Source organism: Bradyrhizobium sp. Crot121, assembly GCF_059512385.1.
In genome coordinates this window covers 46,811-69,236 of sequence record NZ_JCAMOR010000035.1, presented here as the reverse complement: position 1 = coordinate 69,236, position 22,426 = coordinate 46,811, and the positions used below count along the sequence as shown (strand labels likewise).

Here is a 22,426-nt window from a genome sequence, read left to right as displayed (position 1 = left end):
GATCGCGACAACGGAATGGATGAATGAAATCCTGAATAGGACCCGGAGTTCGTCTCCATGCGTCTAGCCGATGATGACCAGTTGACAGCACTCCAATTCAAGCGAACCCGAAAAGCGATAGCAGAAGGCCGCCCACCACATTCGCCCTCCACGCTGCGAGCCGAGATCCAGCAAGTCCGTTTAGGCGAGAATTTATCGAAACCACGCGATTCGCTGAACGGCACTGAAGATCTGCAACAACTTTCAAGATCACAAGTGTTGCTTCCGATAACTCGATCCCCGATCATTGCACGTGACCATGACTCGTCCAATTTCGATCCAGCTCGCCAATTGGATGGTTACGTCGCGGCGGACGGGATCCATCCTGTCGTTGAAATCTCTCCTTCCGAGGCTGTGACACGCCTCACTGTAGCGGGGCAAGGCATGGCGGCCGAATCTGTGCGATTCGCCAGCCGAAGCAAAATCCAACATCATTTTCGGGCTCCAATGCATATGCTCGTGATGTACGAGAAGGGAGAGCGCCGCAACGGAGAGACATTTGTGGAAGGTCTGCCGCGATCAGCGATCCGGAACCTCGAGCGGAAGCTGACATTCGTGCCGGCTGGCCGCGAATTTCATGATTGGCACGAGCCGCGCGGGTCGCAGATGCGGCTCATGTACTTCTACTTCGAACCTGAGAAGGTGAAGGCTCTTTCCAAGCCTGGCATCACCGACCTACCGGACGCTCCACGCCTACTATTCGAAGACGAAACGCTATGGCACACCGCGCTCAAGCTGAAGACGTTCGTCGAGAGCTCTGCAGGAGACCCGATCTCCTTCGGGAGTCTCGGTACTCTGCTCATACATGAAGTCGCGCGTTTCACTTGTGGGATGCCCAGCATTCAACCTCAACTCCGAGGTGGCCTTGCACCGTGGCAGCAACGACTCGTCACTGCCTATATCCACGAACATCTCAATGAGCGGATACCGATTGGCACGTTGGCGCAGCTCGTTCGTCTGAGCCCGTATCACTTCTGCCGGGTATTCAAGCAATCACTCGGAATGCCGCCACATCGATACCAGACCAGCCGTCGTGTTGAGCACGCCAAGGTACTGCTGGCAAAACGCGCAGGCTCGATGGCGGAAATCGGTTTGGCGGTAGGCTTCAGAACTCCTAACGCGTTCGCCACGGCGTTCCGGAAGGCGACCGGAATTGCCCCCACGGATTATCGCCGAAGTGTGGCTCCTCCTATGACACATGAATGAGCTGCGTGCGTTGCGACCAATTTTGCTATTCGGAAAATGGAGGCATCTCGGCCTCACATTGCGATAAGGATGATCGGGCTTTCGGTGCCGCTAGAAAGCAGCTCACGAGCCTGAGGAAGACATGCGTCTACGAGTGATGGCCCTGGCAGCATCCGTTCTCGCGACCGTAGCGGCGAGCACGGTATCGCACTTAAACGGATCATTTCGTCTGAAGACGCCGAACCAGTTAACACGCAGCAAATCGGAGATCTGGCCGTACTCGATGCTCCCCATAGCCCATCGGCAACCGGCCAAGACTGCTTTGCCATCTTGGCTCCGCGAGCTGGAAGACTCTTGGCGAACAGGAAGCGGAAAGCCCGGAGCGGGAGTTCAGCAAAGCGACTGAAGGCTGAAGCGGCGCAAGGGGAACACCCTTGCCCAACGGCCACAGAGCGATGCGAGGGGCGTTCCGCAATCTGTCGCTGCTAACGGAGCGTGAGTTGAGCTGACATTTCATCGGTCGGCTTACACCAAGGGTCCTGATGACCATCGACCTGGTGAACTTCTCGTGGCCACGAACGATGGCGTTCTACACTGGAACTCTCGGGAGGCGTTGTGCGTTGAATGGCCCTCGTGAAGGTGATAGTTTTACACTGCAAGTCGGCGCGTATCGGAAGAGTATCTCGTGGCGCAGCATTCTAATCAAAAGCGTGCCGTAGCCGAGGCACCAACTATCGTCATCGTTGACGATGACAAGGACTTCCGCGACTCTCTCGGAGATCTGTTCAACTCGGTCGGCTACAAAGTCAAATTGTTTGGGTCGGCCGCAGAGCTGCTCGAAGGCGAGTTGTTACGCGACGTGGCGAGCTGCCTCGTGCTTGACGTCAGATTGCCCGGCTTGGGCGGTCTCGCTTTTCAAGCCGAGCTGTCGAAAGTGAACGCTTCCATTCCCATCATCTTCATGACCGGCCACGGCGACATTCCGATGTCGGTCAAGGCGATGAAGGCAGGAGCTGTGGATTTTCTGACCAAGCCGTTCCGCGATCAAGATATGCTGGATGCAGTGACGATCGCGCTGGAGCGCGATCGAACGCGGCGGAAAGCCGAGCAGCGGCTCACGGAGCTGAAATCGCGTCTCGAGCGTTTGAGCCGGCGCGAGCGAGAGGTGCTGGCTCTCGTGACTACCGGCTTGAGGAACAAGCAGATCGCTTTCCAGCTAGACGTAGCTGAGATCACTGTGAAGGCGCACCGCAGCCACGTGATGCAGAAGATGGGTGCGCAATCGCTGGCTGAGCTTGTGAAAATGGCGGAGGCGCTTGGCATAAAGTCGCCGCGCTCCTAATCGCTTCATGATGGCACGTGGCTCCATCCGCAAAGACGTTCTTGTTTGCGTAAGCCAATTCATGCTTTTAATCGGCTGCCGAAAGGGTGCTGCGGCCGCGTCAAGCGCATCGACGTGGCATCAGCGTACGCGTTCGGACGTGGCCCAAACCGGGCTGAACTATTCAGAAGTTCTGCATTGATTGTTCCAGAGTATAGCATCGATTATTCCGAAGTGTGGCATCGCCCGTCCACAATATAATCGCCAAGTCGAGACCCTTGTCGTTACACTTTCACTGCTGGGGATGCGGTCCGCCGCGCGATGATTGGATAGCCGCGCAGTGTGCTTCTTGAAATGGACGCGGAACGCGAGATGCGGGATATGCCCAGCAAGAGTCAAATTTCGATCATCGATGATGATGAGCAGTTTCGCGCGGCGTTAGCGGATCTCATGCGAGCAATGGGTTTCACGATTGAGGCCTTTTCGTCCGCAGTGGATTTTTTGGCGTCTCCCAACGTACGCCATACGTCCTGTTTGATCGTTGATGTCCACATGCCGGGCATGACTGGGACTGAGTTGCATAGCAACTTGGCAGGATCTGGCTATAACATACCAACAATTCTGATCACCGCTTACCCCGATGACCGCACGCGAGCTTGGGCTCTAGGTCATGGCGTCGTTGGCTACCTGACCAAACCCATCGACGAGGAGGTTCTGCTCGGATGCGTCGAATCGGCTCTGCAGCGCGCCAAATCGGATGAAGATCCGTCATGACCGCTCAATCACCTGCCGGCGCGCGACCAGGAGTTCGGTCATATTGTGGTTTGCGCTCGGGCCGACGATCGTGAACTATACCGCCTTCGGACAGCTGGAAAATCGCATCTGCCTTCGCTAGGCTCCACGAGCGCCGCAAGCAAATTCGAATTTCAGCAATAATGATCAAGCAATCGAGCGCAAAAACGGCAAATGGGCTAGGACCACTGGAAATCGGAGATGTGGAACTGGGGATGATTTCTTATCTGGCTCTCGCGGCCTGACGGCGAGATATTTGGAACAATTTGCGCCGGAGCAATCCTCGAGGTCGTCGCCGTGACCCATGGCGAAGTCACGAAAAATGGCATTTCGGTGCAGACGGTACTCGCGGGCGGCTTGCCGTCCGTTCAAGGGATCGAGTTCACCTGCAGCAGGTGATCCTCAGCTTAATTGGACGGCACCTAAGCAGACAGGACGAATGAACCGGTCTAGCGATGCCCGGACTGACCTTTATGCACTCGTTCATCCTTATGTTGTTGTTCTGATGAAGTCGTACCTGTAGGTGAAATAGTCTAACGATTGGCTTCGAGCAGCCGTACTTGAGAGCGACCCATATCTCCAGCGTCCCGATGTTCAGCTCGAAGATCGCTGCTCTTTGAACGGGTCGCCGTAGACGTGATATCCGTTAAATTCCCATAGGCCCGGCGATTCGCGATCCAATAACTCGATCCCGCGCACCCACTTCACGCTCTTATACGCATAGAGGTTTGGTACCACGAGGCGCAGCGGGTAGCCATGCTCAGCAGTAAGCGGTACGCCGTTATGCCGCAGCGCGAAAATCGTTGTCGGGCGCAGAAAATCCGAGAGTGGCAGGTTTGCCGTGTAGTTGTTCTCGCCATGGACCATCACATGCCGCGCCTCTGGCCGCAACTTCACTCGCTTCATCAATTCTGTGGCGAGCAATCCTCCCCAATGGTTGTCGAACCGGCTCCAGCCGTTGACGCAGTGCATGTCCAAAAATACCTCGCTCTGCGGCAGATTGGAGAGCTCTTCCCACGAAAGCCGCAGCTGCTCCTCTACCAGGCCGAATACGCGAAAATCCCACGTCCTGGGACGAAAGAGCGGCACCGAGCCCACATGCAGCACCGGCCACTTGAGCGTCAGCGACTGTCCTGGGGGCAGCCGCCCAGCGTCACGCATCTCACGCTCCCGTTCACGTCGCTCGTTCGATCGCACAGCTAGCTCCATCGCAAATGTATGGCGCGCGCAAAAGCACCGCGCGCCCTAGTTAGCGTACTTGTAATTTCCAGGGCCCGAAAACGCGGTCAGCCGGGTGCGGCGGACAAACATTGAGCTTCTGGTACGCCACATGCCGAGAAGGTCCCTATGAAGAACTACGGAACCAGAAGCGGCGAAGGGAGCCTCACTGCTCCTCCCCCTCACCGATCTCGGAATCGGAATTATTTGCAGACTCGGAGAGTAAGCCAGGGACAGTCTTGCTGGTATTGTGACGGAAAATGTTGACGGCTCCGATCACCTCGTCCTCGTTGTCACGAATTGGAAAGACATTAACGAGCGCCAGAAGACGATTGCCGTTCGGATGCTCGCAAATCACATCGGCGTTGCGAACGGTGGCGCCGTTGTTGATCACCACGGATGGTGGTGCAACTTCGTGCGGCATCACTTCTCCTGAAGGGTAACGCAGAAGGTGTGACCCGCAATACTTTTCCGAGGTTCCCAGAGACGGCGTGCGTCCCCAACCCGCGATTGCAGCTTTGTTGCACTTGACGACAGTGGCATCCTTTTCGAGAACGTATATCCCTACTGGGATAGAATCCATTGCCGCTTGGTCTGCAAGAATTCCTTTTGTGACGAGGTGCCCGTCGACGACTTCTCCTCGGAAGTCGATTTTGTCGAAGTCGCCATCCAAAATCATCGTGCTCGTTGCGTTGGTTGCCATTTTCAACCTCCTTTGCGTACTCACATTGTTCATAGGATCTATTCGGCCTTACACTCGAATTTGAGTAAGCATAGTCTCGCAGGTCACTACCGTCGTCTCACCGTGCGCCGCACGATGTCTCATTTTGCGCCGATCGCCATTCGGTTGTTGTTCAGTTAAGGCCGCGGAGAGGCGGGTGCGGTGATCAGCTCGCCCGCTGGAATCGAGACGCAAAGGAACTCTCCACATCCGCTTTAAAAAGTGGCAGCCCCAAAGTCTGGCACCCTCGCTTTGCCCATGTAACCGGTCTAAGGTTAGGTTTCCAAGGCATTTGGTCGGCCCACGGGATGGTCATGCAAGTCCATTTTTCCACGGACCATATTGCGCCGCGCGACCGCGTGAGGTTCTGGTGCGACTATTTCGCGAAGCAGGCCCATAGCATCACGCCGGGCGAGATTCCGGATCCCGCTGCCTTTCGCGCGGAAGCGAATGGATCGATTGCAGGCGAATTTGCGCTGCTGGAGATAAGTTCGGGACTTGAGAGGGTCCAACGGACGGCGGCCGACGTTGCCAGGGACAAGATCGAAGCGTTCTTCGTCCGCCGATTTCGCGCGCCGGTCATCTGGAGGGCCGCGGCACGCAGCACGCCAGTCGACCTGATGCATGAGCCGGGTGATTTCTGCATAAGCTCGACCGAATGGCAATTCAACGCGGAATGGAAAGGCCCAGCGTCGTTCGACATGCTGATCATCCCGCGGGCTGCACTCTCGCCGATTATAACCGGGGGCCGACTGGAACGCCCGTTTCGGTTGGCCGGTGCCTCGCCGCTCGGCTCGCTGCTCGGCGCAGCTATTGATGCGGCGAAGGCGCAAGCCCCGCTGCTCTCCAACGAACACGGTGAAGCCGTGCTGCGCAATCTCTGCGGTCTCGTGGCACTGAGCTGTAACATCTCCAACGAAGGCATCAATCGGGGGCGGGATTCGCTACAATCGGCGCGGCTCGCGGCCGCCAAGCGTTACGTCGACCTGCATCTCGCCGATCCTTCCCTGACCGCCGCCAGCGCCGCGGCCGCACTCGGCATCTCGGCGCGCCAGTTGCATCGCCTGTTCGAGGCAAACAATGTCAGTTTCGCCCGATACGTTTCGCGCGAGCGACTGCTCCGGTGCCGCGACGCCGTCGCCGACGCGACGGGAACCGGCCGATCGGTGATCGATATAGCTTTTGGCTGGGGGTTCAACAGTATGGCGACGTTTTATCGCGCGTTCGCAAGCGAGTTCGGTAGCCCGCCCACCATGCTGCGTGCGGCATCGCAAGGACGAGTGAATGGCCAGCGCACGACAGGAAAGGACACATCGTGAATTGCTCGGGGCGATCTCCCGCTTGGCGCTAAATGAGACGTTGCTTGGCGCTAAATGAGGCGACATCGCAACTGCTTCCGTGTGAATGACCCACGGAAATCGCGCGCCAATGAGATGCGTCAGGTTGCACGACGCTTCTATGCGCCTGAGCTGTCGCATCCGATTGCTATCATGTGTCGCGCGCAGCCGAGTGAGCCGCGCCCGCGCGCAAAGGAAATGACATCGTGGATGCTGTGCAGCAGGAGCTTGTTCAGACCACCTTCGCCCGGCTCGCGGCGATGCCTGAGGTCGCCGGGGCGTTGTTCTACGAGCGGCTATTCGCCACCAATCCGAATTTCCGGCCGCTATTCAGAAACAACATGCGTATTCAGGGCGTCAAGCTAATGACCATGCTCGCTATGGTCGTCTACAATCTACCCGCGCTGGATCACCTTTCGCCCGCGATCCATGACCTTGCCCTCCGCCATGTCGAGTACGGGGTTAAGCTCGCGGACTATGACGCGGTGCGGGAAGCGTTGCTCTGGACCCTCGAACAGGCGCTTGGAGAGGATCTCACGCCCGCCGTTCGTGAGGCGTGGACGGTCTGCTACGATGAACTCGCGGGTGAAATGAAGGCGGCGGCCGGCGTCTGATTTACGATCTCCCGCCTGGCACTAAGCGCCTTTTTTCCTCTCTGGAAGCGGTGATCCCGATATGTCCGTTCCGGGTCTTGGTTGTGTGCAAACGGATAGGATCGGCGCGCGGCCGTTGTCGGCCGACGTTTATGACCTCGTGCGTAACAATCAGATGGTGTCGCGGTGTCCACCGCGACCTGGACATTATAGCCGACGACACCCGATCCACGTCCGCTGGTGGCCATCGAACGGGCATCCGGATCGGTCAGCGATATCTGTTGATCCGGCGTATTGCGCATCGTACGCATACGACGAAGACCGCCTGATTGACGCATGCGCGCGAGAGCCGGGTAGCGCTATGATAGCGCTGCGTGAAGGTTAGGCAGCTTGCTGAAGTGGTGATGCTGTGGCAACAAGAATGTCACCTATCCCGGGGCTCTCGGGGTACGTGCTGGTGCCCCTGCGGGAAAGCGCGGACTTTGCCCTTTACCGCGGCCGAAAGCACGACGACCCCTCGCCAGTCCTGGCGATCGCACTCTTTGAACAGGCGCCGCCTCACAGTATCAGGCGGCTCATGCACGAATACTCGTTCGCAGCCGAACTCGATCCCGCGTGGGCTGCCAAGCCTCTGGCCATTACTCGTCACGAAGGGCGGACGATCCTCTTACTCAAGGACCCCGGCGGTCAGCCGCTGGATCGGATTCTTGAGCGTGACCAGGGGCAACCGCTCGACCTGACTCGCTTCCTTCGTAATGCCATTGGGTTGGCAAGAACACTCGGTCAAGTCCATCAGCAGGGCCTCATACATAAGGATATCAAGCCTGCGAATGTCCTCGTCGACGACTCCGGCAACGCATGGCTCACCGGATTCGGGATTGCGTCCCGACTTCCGCGCGAGCGCCAGTCGCCCGAACCTCCCGAGTTCATCGCGGGAACGCTCGCCTACATGGCACCCGAGCAGACGGGACGAATGAACCGTTCCATCGATTCTCGGAGCGACCTTTACTCGCTTGGAGTGACGTTTTACGAAATGCTGACCGGCAGTCTTCCATTCACGGCCTCCGAGCCGATGGAATGGGTGCACTGTCACATCGCGAAACAACCAGCCGCACCCAGTGAGCGGGTGGAAACCGTCCCGGCTTCGGTCTCCGCGATCACGATGAAGTTGCTCTCCAAGACGGCGGAGGAGAGGTATCAGACAGCGGTGGGAGTTGAAGGCGATCTTCGGCGCTGCCTGTCCCAATGGGAGTCCCAGGGGTGGATCGATGATTTCACTCCTGGCTCTCGCGACACCCCGGATCGCCTCATGATTCCCGAGAAGCTGTACGGAAGGGACCGCGAGGTTGACACTCTGCTCACCGCCTTCGACCGCATCGTTGGCGGTGGCCGAGCGGAACTGGTGCTGGTCTCCGGATACTCCGGCATCGGCAAATCCGCAGTCGTCAATGAGCTCCACAAACCACTCGTGCCGCCACGCGGCTTGTTTGCGTCGGGCAAATCCGACCAGTACAAGCGCGACATTCCGCATGCCTCGCTGGCCCAGGCGTTTCAGAGCCTCATCCGGCGGCTCCTCAGCCAGAACGAGGAAGACGTGCGCAAATGGCGGGACGCACTTCGTGAGGCGCTGGGTCCGAACGGACTGCTCCTCGTCGATCTCGTTCCGGAACTGAGGCATGTCATTGGCGAGCAGCCGCCGGTGTCCGAATTGCCGCCGCAGGAAGCGCAGAGACGTTTTCAGATTGTGGTTCGACGGTTCATCGGCGTATTTGCGCGACGTGAACACCCGCTCGCGCTCTTCCTTGATGACATGCAATGGCTGGATGCCGCCACACTCGACCTTCTTGAAGATCTGTTGACCCGCAACGATTTGCAGCACTTACTGCTCATTGGTGCGTATCGGAACAACGAGATCAATGCCACCCACCCGCTGGTACGTAAGCTAGAAGCGATCCGTCAGGCCGGAGCGGCAGTGCAGGACATCGTTCTCACACCACTCAGTCGCGACGATCTGGGTAAACTGCTTGCGGACTCGCTTCATTGCCAATTGGAGCGCGCCGCCCCACTGGCAGACTTGATTCACGAAAAGACCACGGGCAACCCGTTCTTCGCAATCCAGTTCATTTCTACTCTGGCGGACGATCGCCTGCTGACATTCGATTACCGCGCGCGGCGTTGGGTATGGGACCTGCTCCGCATTCGTGCCAAAGGCTTCACGGACAATGTTGTAGAGCTGATGGTCGAGAAGTTGAAGCGCCTTCCGCCAGAAACCCAGAAGGTACTCCAGCAGTTCGCCTGCATGGGCAACAGTGCAGAGTTTGAGATGCTGCGGATTGGGTATCAGGGCTCGGTCGAGGACCTGCACGCCCATCTCTGGGAAGCCGTGCGATCGGGCCTCATCTTCCGTGCGGACAATTCCTACGGCTTCCTGCACGACCGCGTGCAGGAAGCCGCCTACTCGATGATCCCGAAGGAGCTGCGTGCCGAGGCTCACCTGCACATCGGAGTGCTCCTCGCCGTGCACACGCCCGCTGAAAAACGTGAAGAGGCGATATTTGAGATCGTCAATCAACTCAACCGGGGCTCCCATCTCATCACCTCTGTCGAGGATCGTGAGCGCGTCGCAGAACTGAATCTGATCGCAGGCCGGCGCGCGAAACTCTCGACGGCATACGACTCGGCGCTCAAGTATCTCAGGGCCGGCAGAGCCCTTCTTGCAGAAGAGACTTGGGAACGTAATCACCAGCTCATCTTCTCGATCGAGTATCTGACAGCCGAGTGCGAGCTACTGACCGTCACGGTTTGCCTGGCCGCCGGGGATCCACTCGCGGAAGTGCAAAAGGAATGCGAGAACGGCCTGGCATTTGCTAGGCGGGTGGGTTTCGGCCCGCTCGTCGAGCGCTGCGGAGCACAACTCGGTTTGATTCTGACCTTGCGCGGGCTGACTGCGACGTTCGGGTGCCTGGATCATGAGGGATACAGCGAACTCGATACCGAACGCCGCTTGGCCAATAGCCCCGATCTGGTGCTCGCCGAGTTCTATTACTGGACGCGAAAGCTGCAGGCGCACTTTTTTGCCGGGGACCTTGCGTCGGCGGTCGACGCCTCGCTGCACGCGGAACCGCTGCTTTGGACGTCGGCGGCAATGTTCGAGTCAGCGGTGTATCGATTTTATGGCGCGCTGGCGCACGCGGCGGTCTGGGATCACGCCACACCGGAGCAGAGACCGACGCATTTCGATTTTGTGCTGGACCAACACCGGCAGCTCCAAATGTGGGCGGAGGTCAACCCCGAAACCTTCGAAGACTGCGCTGCCTTGGTCGGTGCCGAGATCGCCCGCATTGAGGGCCGGCTACTGAACGCTCAGGAGCTGTACGACAAGGCCATCCGCGACGCTCACAAATACGGGTTCGTGCACAACCAGGCAATTGCCAACGAGATTGCCGGGCGTTTCTACGCAGAGCGCGGTTACGAGAAGATCGCGGCGACCTATTTGCGGGCCGCGCGGGCCTGCTACCTGCGCTGGGGAGCCGACGGAAAGGTTCGCCAACTCGAGGAGCTTTATCCGCACCTCAAGGTGGACAAGTCGATCCCGGATTCCACCGCGACAATAGTGGCACCCAACGAGCAGCTCGATTTGGCTACCGTAATCAGAGTCTCGGAAGCCGTGTCAGGCGAGATCGTTTTCGAGAAGTTAATCAACACGCTCATGAGTTCGGCAATCGAACACGCGGGCGCCGATCGAGGTCTCTTGATCCTTCCGCGAGGCGACAAATATCAAATTGAAGCGGAGGCCACAACCAGCAGTGACAACGTGAACGTGGTCCTGAAACAGGCACGCGTCACGGCCGCAGATCTACCGAAGTCTGTGTTTCGCTACGTCCTTCGGACAAAAGAAAGCGTTCTCCTGCACGATGCGTCCAGTCAGAGCGCGTTTTCAGAGGATGGCTATATTCGCGACCACCGCTCACGGTCAGTGCTCTGCCTGCCGATACTTAAGCAGACCAGGTTGATCGGGATGCTGTACTTGGAGAACAACCTTACGACTGCCGCGTTTACTCCTGCTCGAATGGTAGTCCTCACACTGCTCGCTTCCCAGGCGGCTATCTCAATAGAGAACGCCAGCCTGTACCGCGATCTAGCTGAGCGGGAGGCCAGGATCCGACGGCTAGTGGATGCTAACATCATCGGCATCTTCGTCTGGGATCCGGACGGTCGAATCATCGATGCCAACGAAGCGTTTCTCCGCATCGTCGGATACGGCCGCGACGATCTCGTCTCCGGTCGACTGCGCTGGCGGGATCTGACGCCCGCCGAATGGCGAGATGCCGACGACCGACGTGTGGCGGATCTGGAGGCGACCGGAACCACGCAACCCTACGAGAAGGAGTACTTCCTGAAAAGCGGCGGCCGCGTGCCGGTGCTGGTCGGGGCAGCGACGTTCGGCGGGCGACACGACCAGGGCGTGGCCTTCGTGGTCGACTTAACCGAGCGCAAGCGGGCGGAGAAGGAAATTCGCGAAAGCGAGCGGCGTTACGGCGAGGTGCAGATGGAGCTCGTGCACGCGAATCGAGTCGCAACAATGGGGCAGCTCTCGGCTTCGATTGCCCATGAAGTCAACCAGCCGATTGGGGCGACGCTCAACAATGCCTCTGCGGCGTTGCACTGGCTGAGCAAAGAACCGGCAGATCTGGAGAAGGCTCGGCAGGCTCTCAACCGGATTTTTGCAAACGGCAATCGCGTCAGCGAGGTCATCGGCCGCATGCGCGCGCTTTTCAAAAAGGCACCTCTCCGGAAAGAAGACGTGGACATCAACGGAGCAATCCTCGAGGTCATCGCCCTGACCCGTGGCGAGGTCGTGAAGAATGGCATTTCGGTGCAGTCACACCTCGTGGAGGGCTTGCCGCTCATTCAAGGAGATCGGGTTCAGCTGCAACAAGTGATCATGAACCTGATCATCAACGCTATTGAAGCATTAAGCTCGGTCAGCGAGCGGTCGCGAGAGTTAGTGATCACCACTGGTAAGGTCGAGCCGGACGGCGTGCTCGTCGTAGTGCGGGATTCGGGTCCAGGTCTGAGTTCACCGGGTCTCGAGCACATCTTTGACGCCTTCAACACGACAAAGCCCGGCGGCTTGGGGATGGGTCTATCGATCTGCCGCACCATCGTTGAAGCGCATGGGGGACGACTATGGGCTACCGCCGCCCAACCTCAGGGCGCGACTTTTCAGTTCACCCTGCCTGCACAGTCAAGTCAGGCGATGTAAACTGAACATCCTGCAGCTGGCCATGTGTGGACCGCTCCGGGTGGGCAAGGAGAATCTTCATTTTACAGCATTGCACGCAGCAGGCATGTGTTCGGCCTGTTTGCGCGCTGCACATAACCGCTGGCCATAATGCCCTACGCGGATCAAGTCCCGATCAACAGCACGCATTCGAAAATGCCGTGGCCCATGTGAGTCGTCCTGATCGCCGGATCGACCGGCACTGCATTAAGTGCTGTTCGCCCTCCCAACCGTTACGTCACGCTGGGTGTCCGGTGCATCTCGTCTCGATCACGCCACGAGCGGCGGGTGCGTTGTATCGTTCGTTCTTGGCCATCATAGCCCAAGCGGTTCTGGCGAGTTTGTTGACGAGCGCGATGGCAACGACCTTGGTGGGTCGCCGGGCCAACAGTCTAGCGAGCCAAGGCCGATGCCGCGTGCCATGCACCTTGACATGGCGGATCACGGCGAGTGAGCCAGCCGTGAACAAGCTGCGACCCGGTGGTCCAGATCACTGAGGCGTGGGACACGCTACGGATGCAAGCCCCATGAAATACTCACTCAACAAACTATGCAAGAATGAGAACGCCGTAACAAGAACTGCGCTTAACGCCGCGATCGAGCCGCCGCTCTATCTCTAGTCCGCGCAACAACATCAGGCACAGCAGCGTCACAGAGAACAAGAATGCGCGCCATATTCCCAGCGTCAACTGCATCGCCTAATGGCGCCGAGGTGACCGTCAAGGACACCAAGCGTGGCAACGCATGATTTGGACGATCGGACATGTGTTTCGGACCCTCGGATTGAGCTTGTCCTAGTCTTGGGGACACGACGATAATTATCGCGGGTCTCGCGGCTACGATTTTCTACGCAACCGCGACGTTAAAAGGAATCAACATCGGTCAGAACACTTTACCGCAAGATCAGAAACATTTTCGCAAGGCGCGGGTCGACAATTCCGAGCCGGCAGGCAATATCTGTTTCCGCGGAAGCTCCGCGACAAACCGCTTGACCATCGCCCTGCCTACAATGGCAACGAACCTGGAAAGAGTCCGAACCACAGCAAAACTTTCGAGTATGAGTATGCGGCTGCAGCTTTATCAGGTGCGATATTTCTTAGCCCTAGCAAAGACGCTCAATTTTACGCAGGCTGCGAAGCAATGCAATGTGACGCAGCCGGCGCTGACAAAGGCCATACAAAAGCTGGAGGAAGAACTCGGTGGCACGTTGATTCACCGTGAACGTCACCTCACCCAGCTGACCGAGCTGGGCAAGATGATTTTGCCCACGCTGGAAAAAATATTTGCGGCCGCGGAGGCGGTGCGGCTTCAGGCGCGAGGCTATCAAAAGAAGACAATAGCTCCGCTTAAGATCGGGCTGGTGCCGTCGGTCTCCGCCGCACTCATCACGGAATTGCTGTTGGAGCTCGCCAGGATCATCCCTGACCTTCGACTCGATCTGCGGGAGGCGGATGCCAACGGGCTCGTTGCGATGCTTTTGGATGGCGAGATCAATGCCGCGCTCGTCGGTGACGCCGTGGAGCTACCTGAGCGTATCGATCGCTGGCCACTGTTCGAGGAACGATACGTGCTCGTCCTGTCGCGGAAACATCCGATGGCGAGGCAAACCGTTATCCCGCTCCAAGACTTGCATGAGGCGGTATTTCTCGAAAGGGTCGGATGCGACGTCGCAGGCCGATTCAAGCAGGCTTGTTTTGTCGACCATCCAGGCCCTAAAGTTGTGCACAGGAGCGCCCAGGAAAGGCATCTTCAGCAAATGGCATCCGCTGGTTTTGGAGCCATCCTGGCGCCAGAGCACGCTCCCAGGCTGCCGTCGCTCGCCGCTATTCCAATTGAAGGCGACCCTGTCCGGCGCGAGGTGCAGCTTTTGGCCGTGGCGGGGAGGCAGTATTCGCCGGCGCTTGACGCCTTTATCAAGGTCGCTCGCGTTCGCGACTGGACGAGTGCGCTGGACAAACTCCGCCGCGTATCTGCCCCTGCCTCAAACAGAGACAATGTTGGCAAGGCTGAAGCACAAGGTGCGGGCGCCTTGGTCCAAATCACAGGCTCCGGTCCCGCCTCCTCATGCCCGAGCTTGTCGCGGGCATCCAGCCGCCGTTGCTGAAGTGACGCGAAGTCGTGGATGGTGGGAACAAGCCCGGCCATGACGCTGTTGCAGTCGCCACGCGTAGCCTTACATCATCGGGGTGCTGTAGGGCGCTGGCGGGTCGCCTGCCACGTCCAAAAGCCTCAGGCCCATATCAGCTCGGCTTCGGCACAGCGGGGCAATGCCATCTCGCGTAGACATCCAGCCTGCGGGTGAAGGGCCCTTCCGTGCTCACCTGATCTGGCTCTTGATCGGTTCGATCTTCGTTGCCTTCGATTGAAGACGCTGAACAAATATCCAGTTGCGGCCGACCGAGTAGTGGTTGCGGCCGAACTAGGTATATTCACGCGGTGCCGTATGAGATCCACACTGCGCTCACCGACGACGTCATTCAGTTCGCCGATCTACTGCCCAGAAACCGGCGAGGGACCTACCGCCAGATGGCGTGGCCATCCCTTTGATCGCGCCTGCCGGAGCCATGGCATTGAACATCGGCTGAGCCAGCCTAATTCTCCCTGGAGCAATGGTCAGGTCGAGCGAATGAACCGCACCCTCAAGGAGGCGACCGTCCGACGCTATCACTAAGAGGATCCAGCTCCGCGATCACCTCGCGGCATTCCTCGTTTCCTACAACTTCGCCAACCGATTGAAGACTTACAAGGCTTCACACCACACCCTATGAGCGAACAGCAAAGCTTGGACCGACAATCCCGGGCGATTCAGATACGATCCAATCCACCTCACATCGGGACTGAACAACTAGTTGCGGTGACTCGGCTTGTCCCCGTGCGCCCTCGCTGTGTTGTCAGGCCCATCGCGACTTTCGAACAGGATTCGTTCGGCGGCGCCCGCAAGATCGTCATATTGGCCGCTTCGCAGCGACCACATGAACGCGCCGAGCGCTATGGCGCCGAGCGCGAGCGCAACGGGAATCAGGAAGAAGTAATCTGTCATCGGGCTTTCTCCATCGCAAGTGCCCGGCCGGAGATATCGCCAGCGGGCGCGCGCCCGCGCGGCTCTTTGCGCGAGCGCCAGCCCTGCAGTCGCAGGGCATTGGCGATCACGAGCAGTGACGAGGTCGACATCGCCACCGCCGCCACCAGCGGTGTCACATGGCCGAGGATCGCGATGGGCACTGCAATGGCATTGTAGCCGATGGCGAGGATGAGATTCTGGCGCACGAGCTGCCGCGCATTGCGCGCAACCGCAATGGCCTGCGCCACGGCGAGAAGACTGTCGTGCAGGAAGACGAGGTCGGCGGCATTGCGTCCGACATCGGCGGCGGTGGCCGGAGCCATGGATGCATGGGCGGCGGCGAGGGCAGGCGCGTCGTTGAGACCGTCGCCGACCATCAGCACGCGGTGTCCTGCCTCCGTCAGATCAGCGATGTGTTTCGCTTTGTCCGCGGGCGAGACGCCGGCGCGGTAGGCAAGTCCGAGGTCCGATGCAAGATGGCGTACCGGTTCGTCTCGGTCGCCAGACATGATCTCGACGCGGCATGCTTGATTGGACATGGCAAGCACGGCCTCGCGGACGTCCGGGCGAAGATCGCTATCGAAACGGAAGGTCGCGCGCAGCCGCCCGTTCTCGGAGAGGACAACGCCGGTGGTGGCCGACTGTTCGGCTGCCGCCGTCAGCGCCCAGTCCGCCCGGCCCAGCCTGTAGGTCGTCGTGCCGATGGTGGCCTGCATTCCAGCGCCCGGCTGCTCTGAAAGATCGTTCAGCGCCACAGGCGTGACGGCATTGTCGCGTCCCGCGGCGACCAGCGCGCGCGAGTAGGGATGACGTGAATGGGCCGCGATCGAAGCGGCGATCGCCAGCGCCGCGAGATCGATGTCATTGCGATTCATGAGCCGGAGCCGATCCATGGTCAGCGTTCCAGTCTTGTCAAAGATTACGGTGTCGACTTTGGCGATGCGCTCCAACGCGCCGCCGTCCTTGACTATGACGCCGCTCTCGAACAAATGCCGCGCGGCAACGACCTGCACCATGGGCACGGCAAGGCCGAGCGCGCAGGGGCAGGTGATGATCAGCACCGCGATGGCGATGGTTGCCGCGCGATGCAGGTCGCCTTCCACGATCATCCAGCCGATGAATGTCAGGAGTGCGGTGACATGCACGACCGGCGCATAAAGCCGCGAGGCGCTGTCCGCAACGCGCCGGTAGACCGAGCGCCCGGCTTCGGCCGCTTCCATCATTCGTACCATTTCGGCGAGAAATGAATCTTTCGCGGCAGCCGTCGCGACGATGGTGAGCGGGCCGGTCAGGTTCAGCGTACCCGCGGACAGCGCCGCGCCCGGTGCAACCGGCTGCGGCAGGCTCTCGCCGGAGACCAGCGAGCAGTCGATCTCCGATTGTCCTGTTTCGACGCGGGCATCGACCGGCACGCGCTCGCCCGCCGCCAGCAGGATGTGCATATTCGGCCGGATCTCGTTCACCGGCAGATAGGCGTGGGTGCCGTCGTCCTGCACCACGAGCGCGCCGCGCGAGGACAGGCGGGCCAAGCCTCGGACAGCGGTCCGTGCGCGCTCGCGCATCATGTGATCGAGCGTGCGGCCGATCAGGAGAAAGAACAACAGTGATATTGCGGCGTCGAAATAGGCGTGCGCTTCATGATGGAACGTTTCGTAGAGGCTCATGCCCAAGGCAAGCAGCACGCCGATGGAAATCGGAACGTCCATATTGGTCTGGCCATGGCGCAACGCGCGCCAAGCGGAAGAAAAGAATACGCGGCCCGAATAGATCAGCGCGGGGAAAGCGATCAGCGCGGAGATCCAATGAAACATGTCGCGGATCGGGGCGTCCGCGCCGGACCATACCGACACTGACAGCAGCATGATGTTGCTGGCGGCGAAACCTGCCACCGCAAGCGCGCGGATCAATTCTTTCAGTGTCTCCTCGGTCTTGTCCGTGCCCGCATCGTGAAGGTATGCTTCGTAACCGATTTTGTTGAGTGTCTCGATGAACGGTGCGGGCGGTTTGTCCGCCTGCCAGCGAATTGCGACCCGCTTGGAGGAGAGATTGACCCGCGCTTTTTCCACGCCGGGAAGCGCGCCGAGGGCCACTTCGACCTTCTGGATGCAGCCGCCGCAGTGAATGCCCGGCACCGAGAGGTCAGTCTGGCGGACGCCGTCGCCGATGATACGGCTCGCGAGCAACACTTCCTCATTCGCGGTGTGGGGATCGGCCATCGCGAGAGCGAGTTCAGCGCTGGGCGCACAACAACTCATCGGCACTCCGTTTCTGCACTTCGCCGGCATTCCGCCGGCGGCGTGTCGTTATATTGCGGCTTCGACCGCCATCGCGCTATAGGCGTGCCAGGTGCCGTGCCCGAGCAGGGGAAACACGATGATCAGGCCCAGCATTCCAGTGGCAAGGGAGAGCAGGAACAGTGCAAGCGCAATGGCACCCCAGGTCAGCATCACGGTCAGGTTGTTCCAGACCAGCGCCATACTCGAGCCCATGGCGGTGAGGGCGTCAACGCACTTGTCGAACATCATGGGAATTGAAAACGCGCTGATGGCAAACGAGAAGGCCGCGAACAGTCCGCCGACGGCGCTTCCGACAATGAGCATCGCCCAGCCGACCGGCGTGGTGAATAGCATCGGTGCGATATACTCGAGGCCGGTAAACGGCACCAGGCCGAAAAACAACGCGTAGATGATCACCGCCGCGCGCATCCATGTGATCATCAAAAGGCACAACAGGACGCCCACGAACAGGATCTGTCCGCCGCATCGCGGCCTGACGAAGATCATGTTCGCGAGATTGACGGGCAGGCCGGCGGCGAGGCGGCGGCTTTTTTCATACAGGCCGATTGCGAGGATCGGGCCCACCACCATAAAGCCGGCGAACGCAGGAAATAGGATGTAATCCCACTCTAGGCGAAACAGGCCGTCGACAATCGCAACGGACGCGAGAAAGATCATCAGGCCGTAGCTCAGGCTCGTCATCGGCTGCACGGTCAGGTCGTGCCAGCCTTTCGTAAGCCATGTGAAGGCATCGGCGGGAACAAGTAAGCGATGCCAGCGGTTTTTTGTGGGAAGCGGAGGCAAGACGGTCGGGATCATGGTCATGTCGATCATTCCACCTGCGCTTTGGTTGTCATGGAGGGTTTAGATGAACACGACGAGGTCGCCGCGCTGAAGCTCTTGGTGCCGTTGCCTTCGCCGTGCGAGAGATGAGCGACGCAGTCCGGCTGTGAGGATACAGCCACGTAAAGCAGATGCGCATTGGCGGCGGCAAACACGATCAGTCCGATGCCGATCGACAGCCAGACGATGGACTTCGCCTTCCACCCACCATGGGATGCCGCCGCGCTGCTCATGGGGCGGGCATCCTCTCATCGAAAAGGTAGAGCGCCAGGATCTTGCGATCGAGCGGTGTCAGGCGGCCCTCCCATGACGGCATGTGGCCCTGCCGTCCATTCCACAGCGTGTTCGTGATCGTCTGCACGTCGCCGCCGTAGATCCAGAACTTATCGGTCAGGTTCGGTGCGCCCACGTCGCTGTTGCCCTTAGCATCCTCGCCATGACATGCGGCGCAATTGGCAGCGAATATCTCCTTGCCAGCGTCCACATCGCCGGGCTTTGCGGTCTTCGCGGTGGATGGATCGGAGAGCGAGCGCACGAAGGCCACCACCTTGTCGATATCAGCTGGCTGGAGAATCTGATCATGGCCGAAAGCCGGCATCTGCGAGGTGCGGCTGTCAGGATGCGGCGAGTTGATGCCGACGCGGATGGTCTCGGCAATGGCGTCCGGATCGCCGCCCCACAGCCATGAGGTGGTGGTCAGGTTCGGGAAGCCGTGGCCACCCTGCGCGTTGAGCCCATGGCACGCGGCGCAATTGTCGCCGAACACGGTGCGGCCGGTCTGACGCACGATGTTCATCAGCGCAGGATCGGCTTGAATCTCCTGAAAGCTTTTGGCCTCGATCTGCTTAGTCCATGCGCTGCGGCCGAAGGCGGCTCGCTTCAGCGAGTCCTGTACGATGTTGCGTTGGTCGAGGCCGAGCAGTCCTTTGGTGTAGCTGACGCCGAGTGGCCACGCGGGCATCAACACCCAGCAGCCGACCGAAAAGACAAAAGCAATCAACAGGAAAAAGTACACCGCGCGCGGAACGGGTGTGTTCAATTCCTTGATGCCGTTCCACTCGTGCCCGGTCGTGAGATAACCGGTGTAGTAGTCGCGTTCTTCTACCGCCATGGTCCATCCTCGTTGTGCAGGACCGACTTCGCGGCGCGATCGAACGCCTTTTTGTTCGACGGCCAATAGGCGTAGACGACGGTGATGATCGAGAGTGCGATCAGATAGAACAAGCCGAATGACTTCGAGAACCACACCAGCGTACCGTGTCCGAGATCCATGATCACCTCGCAGCTTTTGCGACGGATTTGTGCGCCGCGTCGGTCAGGTGGCCGAGCACCTGGAGATAGGCGACCAGGGCGTCCATCTCGGTGAGTTCGCCAGGCCTGCCGTCGAACGCGCGGACGTTGGTGGCCTTGCCGTAGCGTTGGGTGACGCCATCGGCGTAGGGTGATTCCGGCGCGGCCTGGCCGTAGGCGTCCTTGCTCGCATTCGCGATCATGTCGTCGGTGTAGGGCACGCCGATGGCGCGCTGGGCCTTCAGGTGCGCGCCGAGATCATCGGTGCGCAGCGTCGTTTTCAGCAACCACGAATAGGCGGGCATGACGGAAACGGAAAGCACATCGCGCGGGTTGTTGAGGTGCGCGACGTGCCATTCGTCGGAATATTTGCTGCCAATGCGTGCGAGGTCCGGTCCCGTGCGCTTCGAGCCCCACAGCATCGGATGGTCGTATTTCGATTCAACCGCGAGCGAGTAGGGGCCGTAGCGTTCGACCTCATCGCGCAGGGTGCGGATCATCTGGGAATGACAGGCGTAGCAGCCTTCGCGGATGTAGATGTTGCGGCCCGCCAGTTCGAGCGGCGTGTAGACGCGCATGTCGGGCGCGTCTTCCACCGTCTGGTGGATGGTGAAGAGCGGCGCGATTTCTACGAGGCCGCCGATGCTGGCCACAAGGATGATGCCGAGAGTGAGGCCGATGGCTTTGCGTTCGAGCCGATAGTGCAGTCCGAACACGGCTTACTCTCCCGGTTGAAGGACGGTCCCGCCGAGCACCGGCGATGGCATGTCGGTTGCAGATTCATGCACCTTGCGAATGCCGGTTCTGATCGTCATCCAGATGTTGTAGGCGCCAACGATCGCGCCGATCAGGAACAGCAGACCGCCGATGGCGCGCGCGATGTAGTAGGGATGCATCGCAATCAGCGAGTCGACGAAAGTATAAGCGAGGGTGCCGCTCTCATTGTAGGTCCGCCACATCAGCCCCTGGATGATGCCGGAATTCCACATGGCGAAGACGTAAACAACGGCGCCGGCAAGGGCGAGCCAGAAATGCACCTCGACGAGCCGCGGCGAATACATGCGGTCGCGTTTCCAGAGCCACGGCACGATGGCATAGATCGATCCGAACGTGATCATGGCCACCCATCCGAGCGCGCCGGCATGGACGTGGCCGACGGTCCAGTCGGTGTAGTGGGAAAGCGAGTTGACGGGTCGGATGGCGAGGAATGATCCTTCGAAGGTGGTGATACCATAGAACACCGCCGCCACCATCATGAAGCGCAGCGTCGCATCGTCCCGCACCTTGTCCCATGCGCCGTTCAGCGTCAGCAGCGCGTTAGCGGCGGACGCCCACGACGGAATCAGCAGCATTAGCGAGAACGTCATGCCCAGCGTCTGCACCCATTGCGGTAACGCCGTGTAGTGCAGGTGATGCGAGCCCGCCCACATGTAAAAGAAGGTGATGCCCCAAAAGCTGATGATCGACATCCGGTAGGAATAAATCGGCCGTCTGGCGCGTACCGGCACGAAGTAGTACATCATGCCGAGGAAGCCGGCGGTGAGGAAGAAAGCGACGGCATTGTGACCGTACCACCATTCGGTCATGGCATCCTGCACTCCGGAGAACAGCGAGTAGCTCTTGGCGCTGCCGAACGAGACGGGGACGGCGAGGTTGTTGACGATGTGCAGGATCGCAATCACCAGGATGAAGGCCATGTAGTACCAATTGGCCACATAGATGTGCGGTTCCTTGCGTCGTGCGAGCGTGCGCAGATAGATGGCGAAGTATACGACCCACACCACCAGCAGCCAGATATCCGCGTACCATTCTGGCTCCGCGTATTCCTTGGACTGGGTGATACCCATCATGTAGCCAGTAACGGCGAGCACACAGAACAGATTGTAGCCGAGCAGAACGAACCACGGGCTGAGCTGATCGGGCAGGCGCGCGCGCGAGGTCCGCTGTAGTACGTAGTAGGATGTGGCGATCAGTGCGTTGCCGCCGAAGCCGAAGAGCACGCTGGTGGTGTGAACGGGACGCAGCCGCCCGAAGCTGGCCCAACCGGCATCAAAAGTGAAGTCGGGCTTCACCAAGAGCCACGCCACCCAGTCACCTATAAAGAGGCCGAACACGGCCCATATCATCGCGAGAATAATGCCGAATCTCGTCGGATCGTCGTAATAGCGGTTGAGGCGTTCGTCGCCGGGTTCAGGATCGTAGTAGACCGAAATGACTTTGAATATCCCGGCAAGCGCTGCGACCCCGATGAGCGCGCCGTGAATGCCGAGCGGATCGTCCTTGCCTGCTATGCCAAATATCAATCCACACAGCGCGAGCGCGAGCAGGATCAATAGCGCGTATTGACGTTCAGCCTTGGTCAGTTGTCCGATCATTGTCTTGCTGCCTTCCAAAACCGGAATTCCGATTTGGTCTGCATTGAAAACTCAAAGGTCAGGTCAAATCGCCTGGTGGGTCCGGTCGCCT

The 22,426-nt window shown here is 59.4% G+C and carries 18 protein-coding genes and 1 pseudogene; 8 read left to right on the top strand and 11 right to left on the bottom strand.

The features are described from left to right. Positions 1-57 precede the first annotated feature (57 nt). The 3 genes from AC5ZGW_RS26790 (at position 58) to AC5ZGW_RS26780 (ending at position 3,319) form a co-directional block, all read left to right on the top strand. A complete protein-coding gene (locus AC5ZGW_RS26790) occupies positions 58-1,245 on the top strand; it encodes an AraC family transcriptional regulator (protein WP_130224809.1) in 1,188 nt (395 codons plus the stop codon). 664 nt (positions 1,246-1,909) lie between these two features. Then, positions 1,910-2,566, top strand: coding sequence for a response regulator transcription factor (locus tag AC5ZGW_RS26785; protein WP_130224811.1), 657 nt, complete (start codon positions 1,910-1,912; stop codon positions 2,564-2,566). Positions 2,567-2,926: 360 nt separating this feature from the next. Beyond that, the gene (locus AC5ZGW_RS26780) at positions 2,927-3,319 is read left to right on the top strand and encodes a response regulator transcription factor (RefSeq protein ID WP_028164516.1); all 393 of its coding nucleotides are present in this window, start codon (positions 2,927-2,929) and stop codon (positions 3,317-3,319) included. 612 nt (positions 3,320-3,931) lie between these two features. Here the strand turns inward: AC5ZGW_RS26780 and AC5ZGW_RS26775 are convergent. Then, positions 3,932-4,498 (bottom strand): sulfite oxidase-like oxidoreductase, encoded by a 567-nt coding sequence (locus tag AC5ZGW_RS26775; RefSeq protein ID WP_207230978.1) that lies wholly within the window; start codon positions 4,496-4,498, stop codon positions 3,932-3,934. A gap of 223 nt (positions 4,499-4,721) precedes the next feature. Continuing rightward, complete coding sequence (locus AC5ZGW_RS26770; protein ID WP_130224815.1) at positions 4,722-5,258, bottom strand: PAS domain-containing protein; 537 nt, start codon at positions 5,256-5,258, stop codon at positions 4,722-4,724. Between the two features lie 332 nt (positions 5,259-5,590). On the opposite strand from AC5ZGW_RS26770, the gene AC5ZGW_RS26765 reads away from it, so the two are divergent. Both AC5ZGW_RS26765 and AC5ZGW_RS26760 read left to right on the top strand, forming a co-directional pair. Next, on the top strand, positions 5,591-6,595 hold the full coding sequence (locus tag AC5ZGW_RS26765; protein ID WP_165435114.1) for a helix-turn-helix domain-containing protein: 1,005 nt from the start codon (positions 5,591-5,593) through the stop codon (positions 6,593-6,595). A gap of 224 nt (positions 6,596-6,819) precedes the next feature. Then, a complete protein-coding gene (locus tag AC5ZGW_RS26760; RefSeq protein ID WP_245474606.1) occupies positions 6,820-7,227 on the top strand; it encodes a globin domain-containing protein in 408 nt (135 codons plus the stop codon). Positions 7,228-7,339: 112 nt separating this feature from the next. On the opposite strand, the pseudogene AC5ZGW_RS26755 reads toward AC5ZGW_RS26760, so the two are convergent. After that, positions 7,340-7,496 (bottom strand): annotated as a pseudogene (locus AC5ZGW_RS26755) (IS5/IS1182 family transposase); the annotation flags it as partial. A 167-nt stretch (positions 7,497-7,663) separates the two neighbouring features. On the opposite strand from AC5ZGW_RS26755, the gene AC5ZGW_RS26750 reads away from it, so the two are divergent. The 3 genes from AC5ZGW_RS26750 to AC5ZGW_RS26740 all read left to right on the top strand — a co-directional run bounded on the left by AC5ZGW_RS26750 (position 7,664) and on the right by AC5ZGW_RS26740 (position 15,161). Next, positions 7,664-12,472 carry a trifunctional serine/threonine-protein kinase/ATP-binding protein/sensor histidine kinase gene (locus AC5ZGW_RS26750; protein WP_245474614.1) on the top strand — a complete coding sequence of 1,603 codons (4,809 nt, stop codon included), beginning with the start codon at positions 7,664-7,666 and terminating at the stop codon, positions 12,470-12,472. 1,081 nt (positions 12,473-13,553) lie between these two features. Then, positions 13,554-14,594, top strand: a complete 1,041-nt coding sequence (locus tag AC5ZGW_RS26745; protein WP_207230979.1) for a LysR family transcriptional regulator — start codon at positions 13,554-13,556, stop codon at positions 14,592-14,594. A 339-nt stretch (positions 14,595-14,933) separates the two neighbouring features. Beyond that, positions 14,934-15,161, top strand: coding sequence for an integrase core domain-containing protein (locus AC5ZGW_RS26740; protein WP_245474615.1), 228 nt, complete (start codon positions 14,934-14,936; stop codon positions 15,159-15,161). A 174-nt stretch (positions 15,162-15,335) separates the two neighbouring features. On the opposite strand, the gene ccoS is transcribed toward AC5ZGW_RS26740, so the two are convergent. The 8 genes from ccoS to ccoN are packed head-to-tail and all read right to left on the bottom strand — an operon-like array spanning position 15,336 to position 22,335. Beyond that, entirely contained in the window at positions 15,336-15,530 is a 195-nt protein-coding gene (gene ccoS, locus AC5ZGW_RS26735; RefSeq protein ID WP_035690432.1) for a cbb3-type cytochrome oxidase assembly protein CcoS, read from the bottom strand. Beyond that, positions 15,527-17,806: a heavy metal translocating P-type ATPase gene (locus AC5ZGW_RS26730; protein WP_130224823.1), complete on the bottom strand. Its 2,280-nt coding sequence runs from the start codon at positions 17,804-17,806 to the stop codon at positions 15,527-15,529. The genes ccoS and AC5ZGW_RS26730 overlap by 4 nt, the downstream gene beginning before the upstream one ends. 48 nt (positions 17,807-17,854) lie before the next feature. Continuing rightward, the gene (locus tag AC5ZGW_RS26725; protein ID WP_130224915.1) at positions 17,855-18,652 is read right to left on the bottom strand and encodes a DUF2189 domain-containing protein; all 798 of its coding nucleotides are present in this window, start codon (positions 18,650-18,652) and stop codon (positions 17,855-17,857) included. Positions 18,653-18,657: 5 nt separating this feature from the next. Then, positions 18,658-18,903 (bottom strand): hypothetical protein, encoded by a 246-nt coding sequence (locus AC5ZGW_RS26720; protein WP_130224825.1) that lies wholly within the window; start codon positions 18,901-18,903, stop codon positions 18,658-18,660. Next, positions 18,900-19,781 (bottom strand): cytochrome-c oxidase, cbb3-type subunit III, encoded by an 882-nt coding sequence (gene ccoP, locus AC5ZGW_RS26715; RefSeq protein ID WP_130224827.1) that lies wholly within the window; start codon positions 19,779-19,781, stop codon positions 18,900-18,902. The genes AC5ZGW_RS26720 and ccoP overlap by 4 nt, the downstream gene beginning before the upstream one ends. Beyond that, complete coding sequence (locus tag AC5ZGW_RS26710) at positions 19,772-19,942, bottom strand: CcoQ/FixQ family Cbb3-type cytochrome c oxidase assembly chaperone (RefSeq protein WP_028164533.1); 171 nt, start codon at positions 19,940-19,942, stop codon at positions 19,772-19,774. The genes ccoP and AC5ZGW_RS26710 overlap by 10 nt, the downstream gene beginning before the upstream one ends. Positions 19,943-19,944: 2 nt before the next feature. Next, a complete protein-coding gene (ccoO, locus tag AC5ZGW_RS26705) occupies positions 19,945-20,676 on the bottom strand; it encodes a cytochrome-c oxidase, cbb3-type subunit II (RefSeq protein ID WP_130224829.1) in 732 nt (243 codons plus the stop codon). A 3-nt stretch (positions 20,677-20,679) separates the two neighbouring features. After that, positions 20,680-22,335, bottom strand: coding sequence for a cytochrome-c oxidase, cbb3-type subunit I (gene ccoN / locus AC5ZGW_RS26700; protein ID WP_130224831.1), 1,656 nt, complete (start codon positions 22,333-22,335; stop codon positions 20,680-20,682). Positions 22,336-22,426 lie beyond the last annotated feature (91 nt).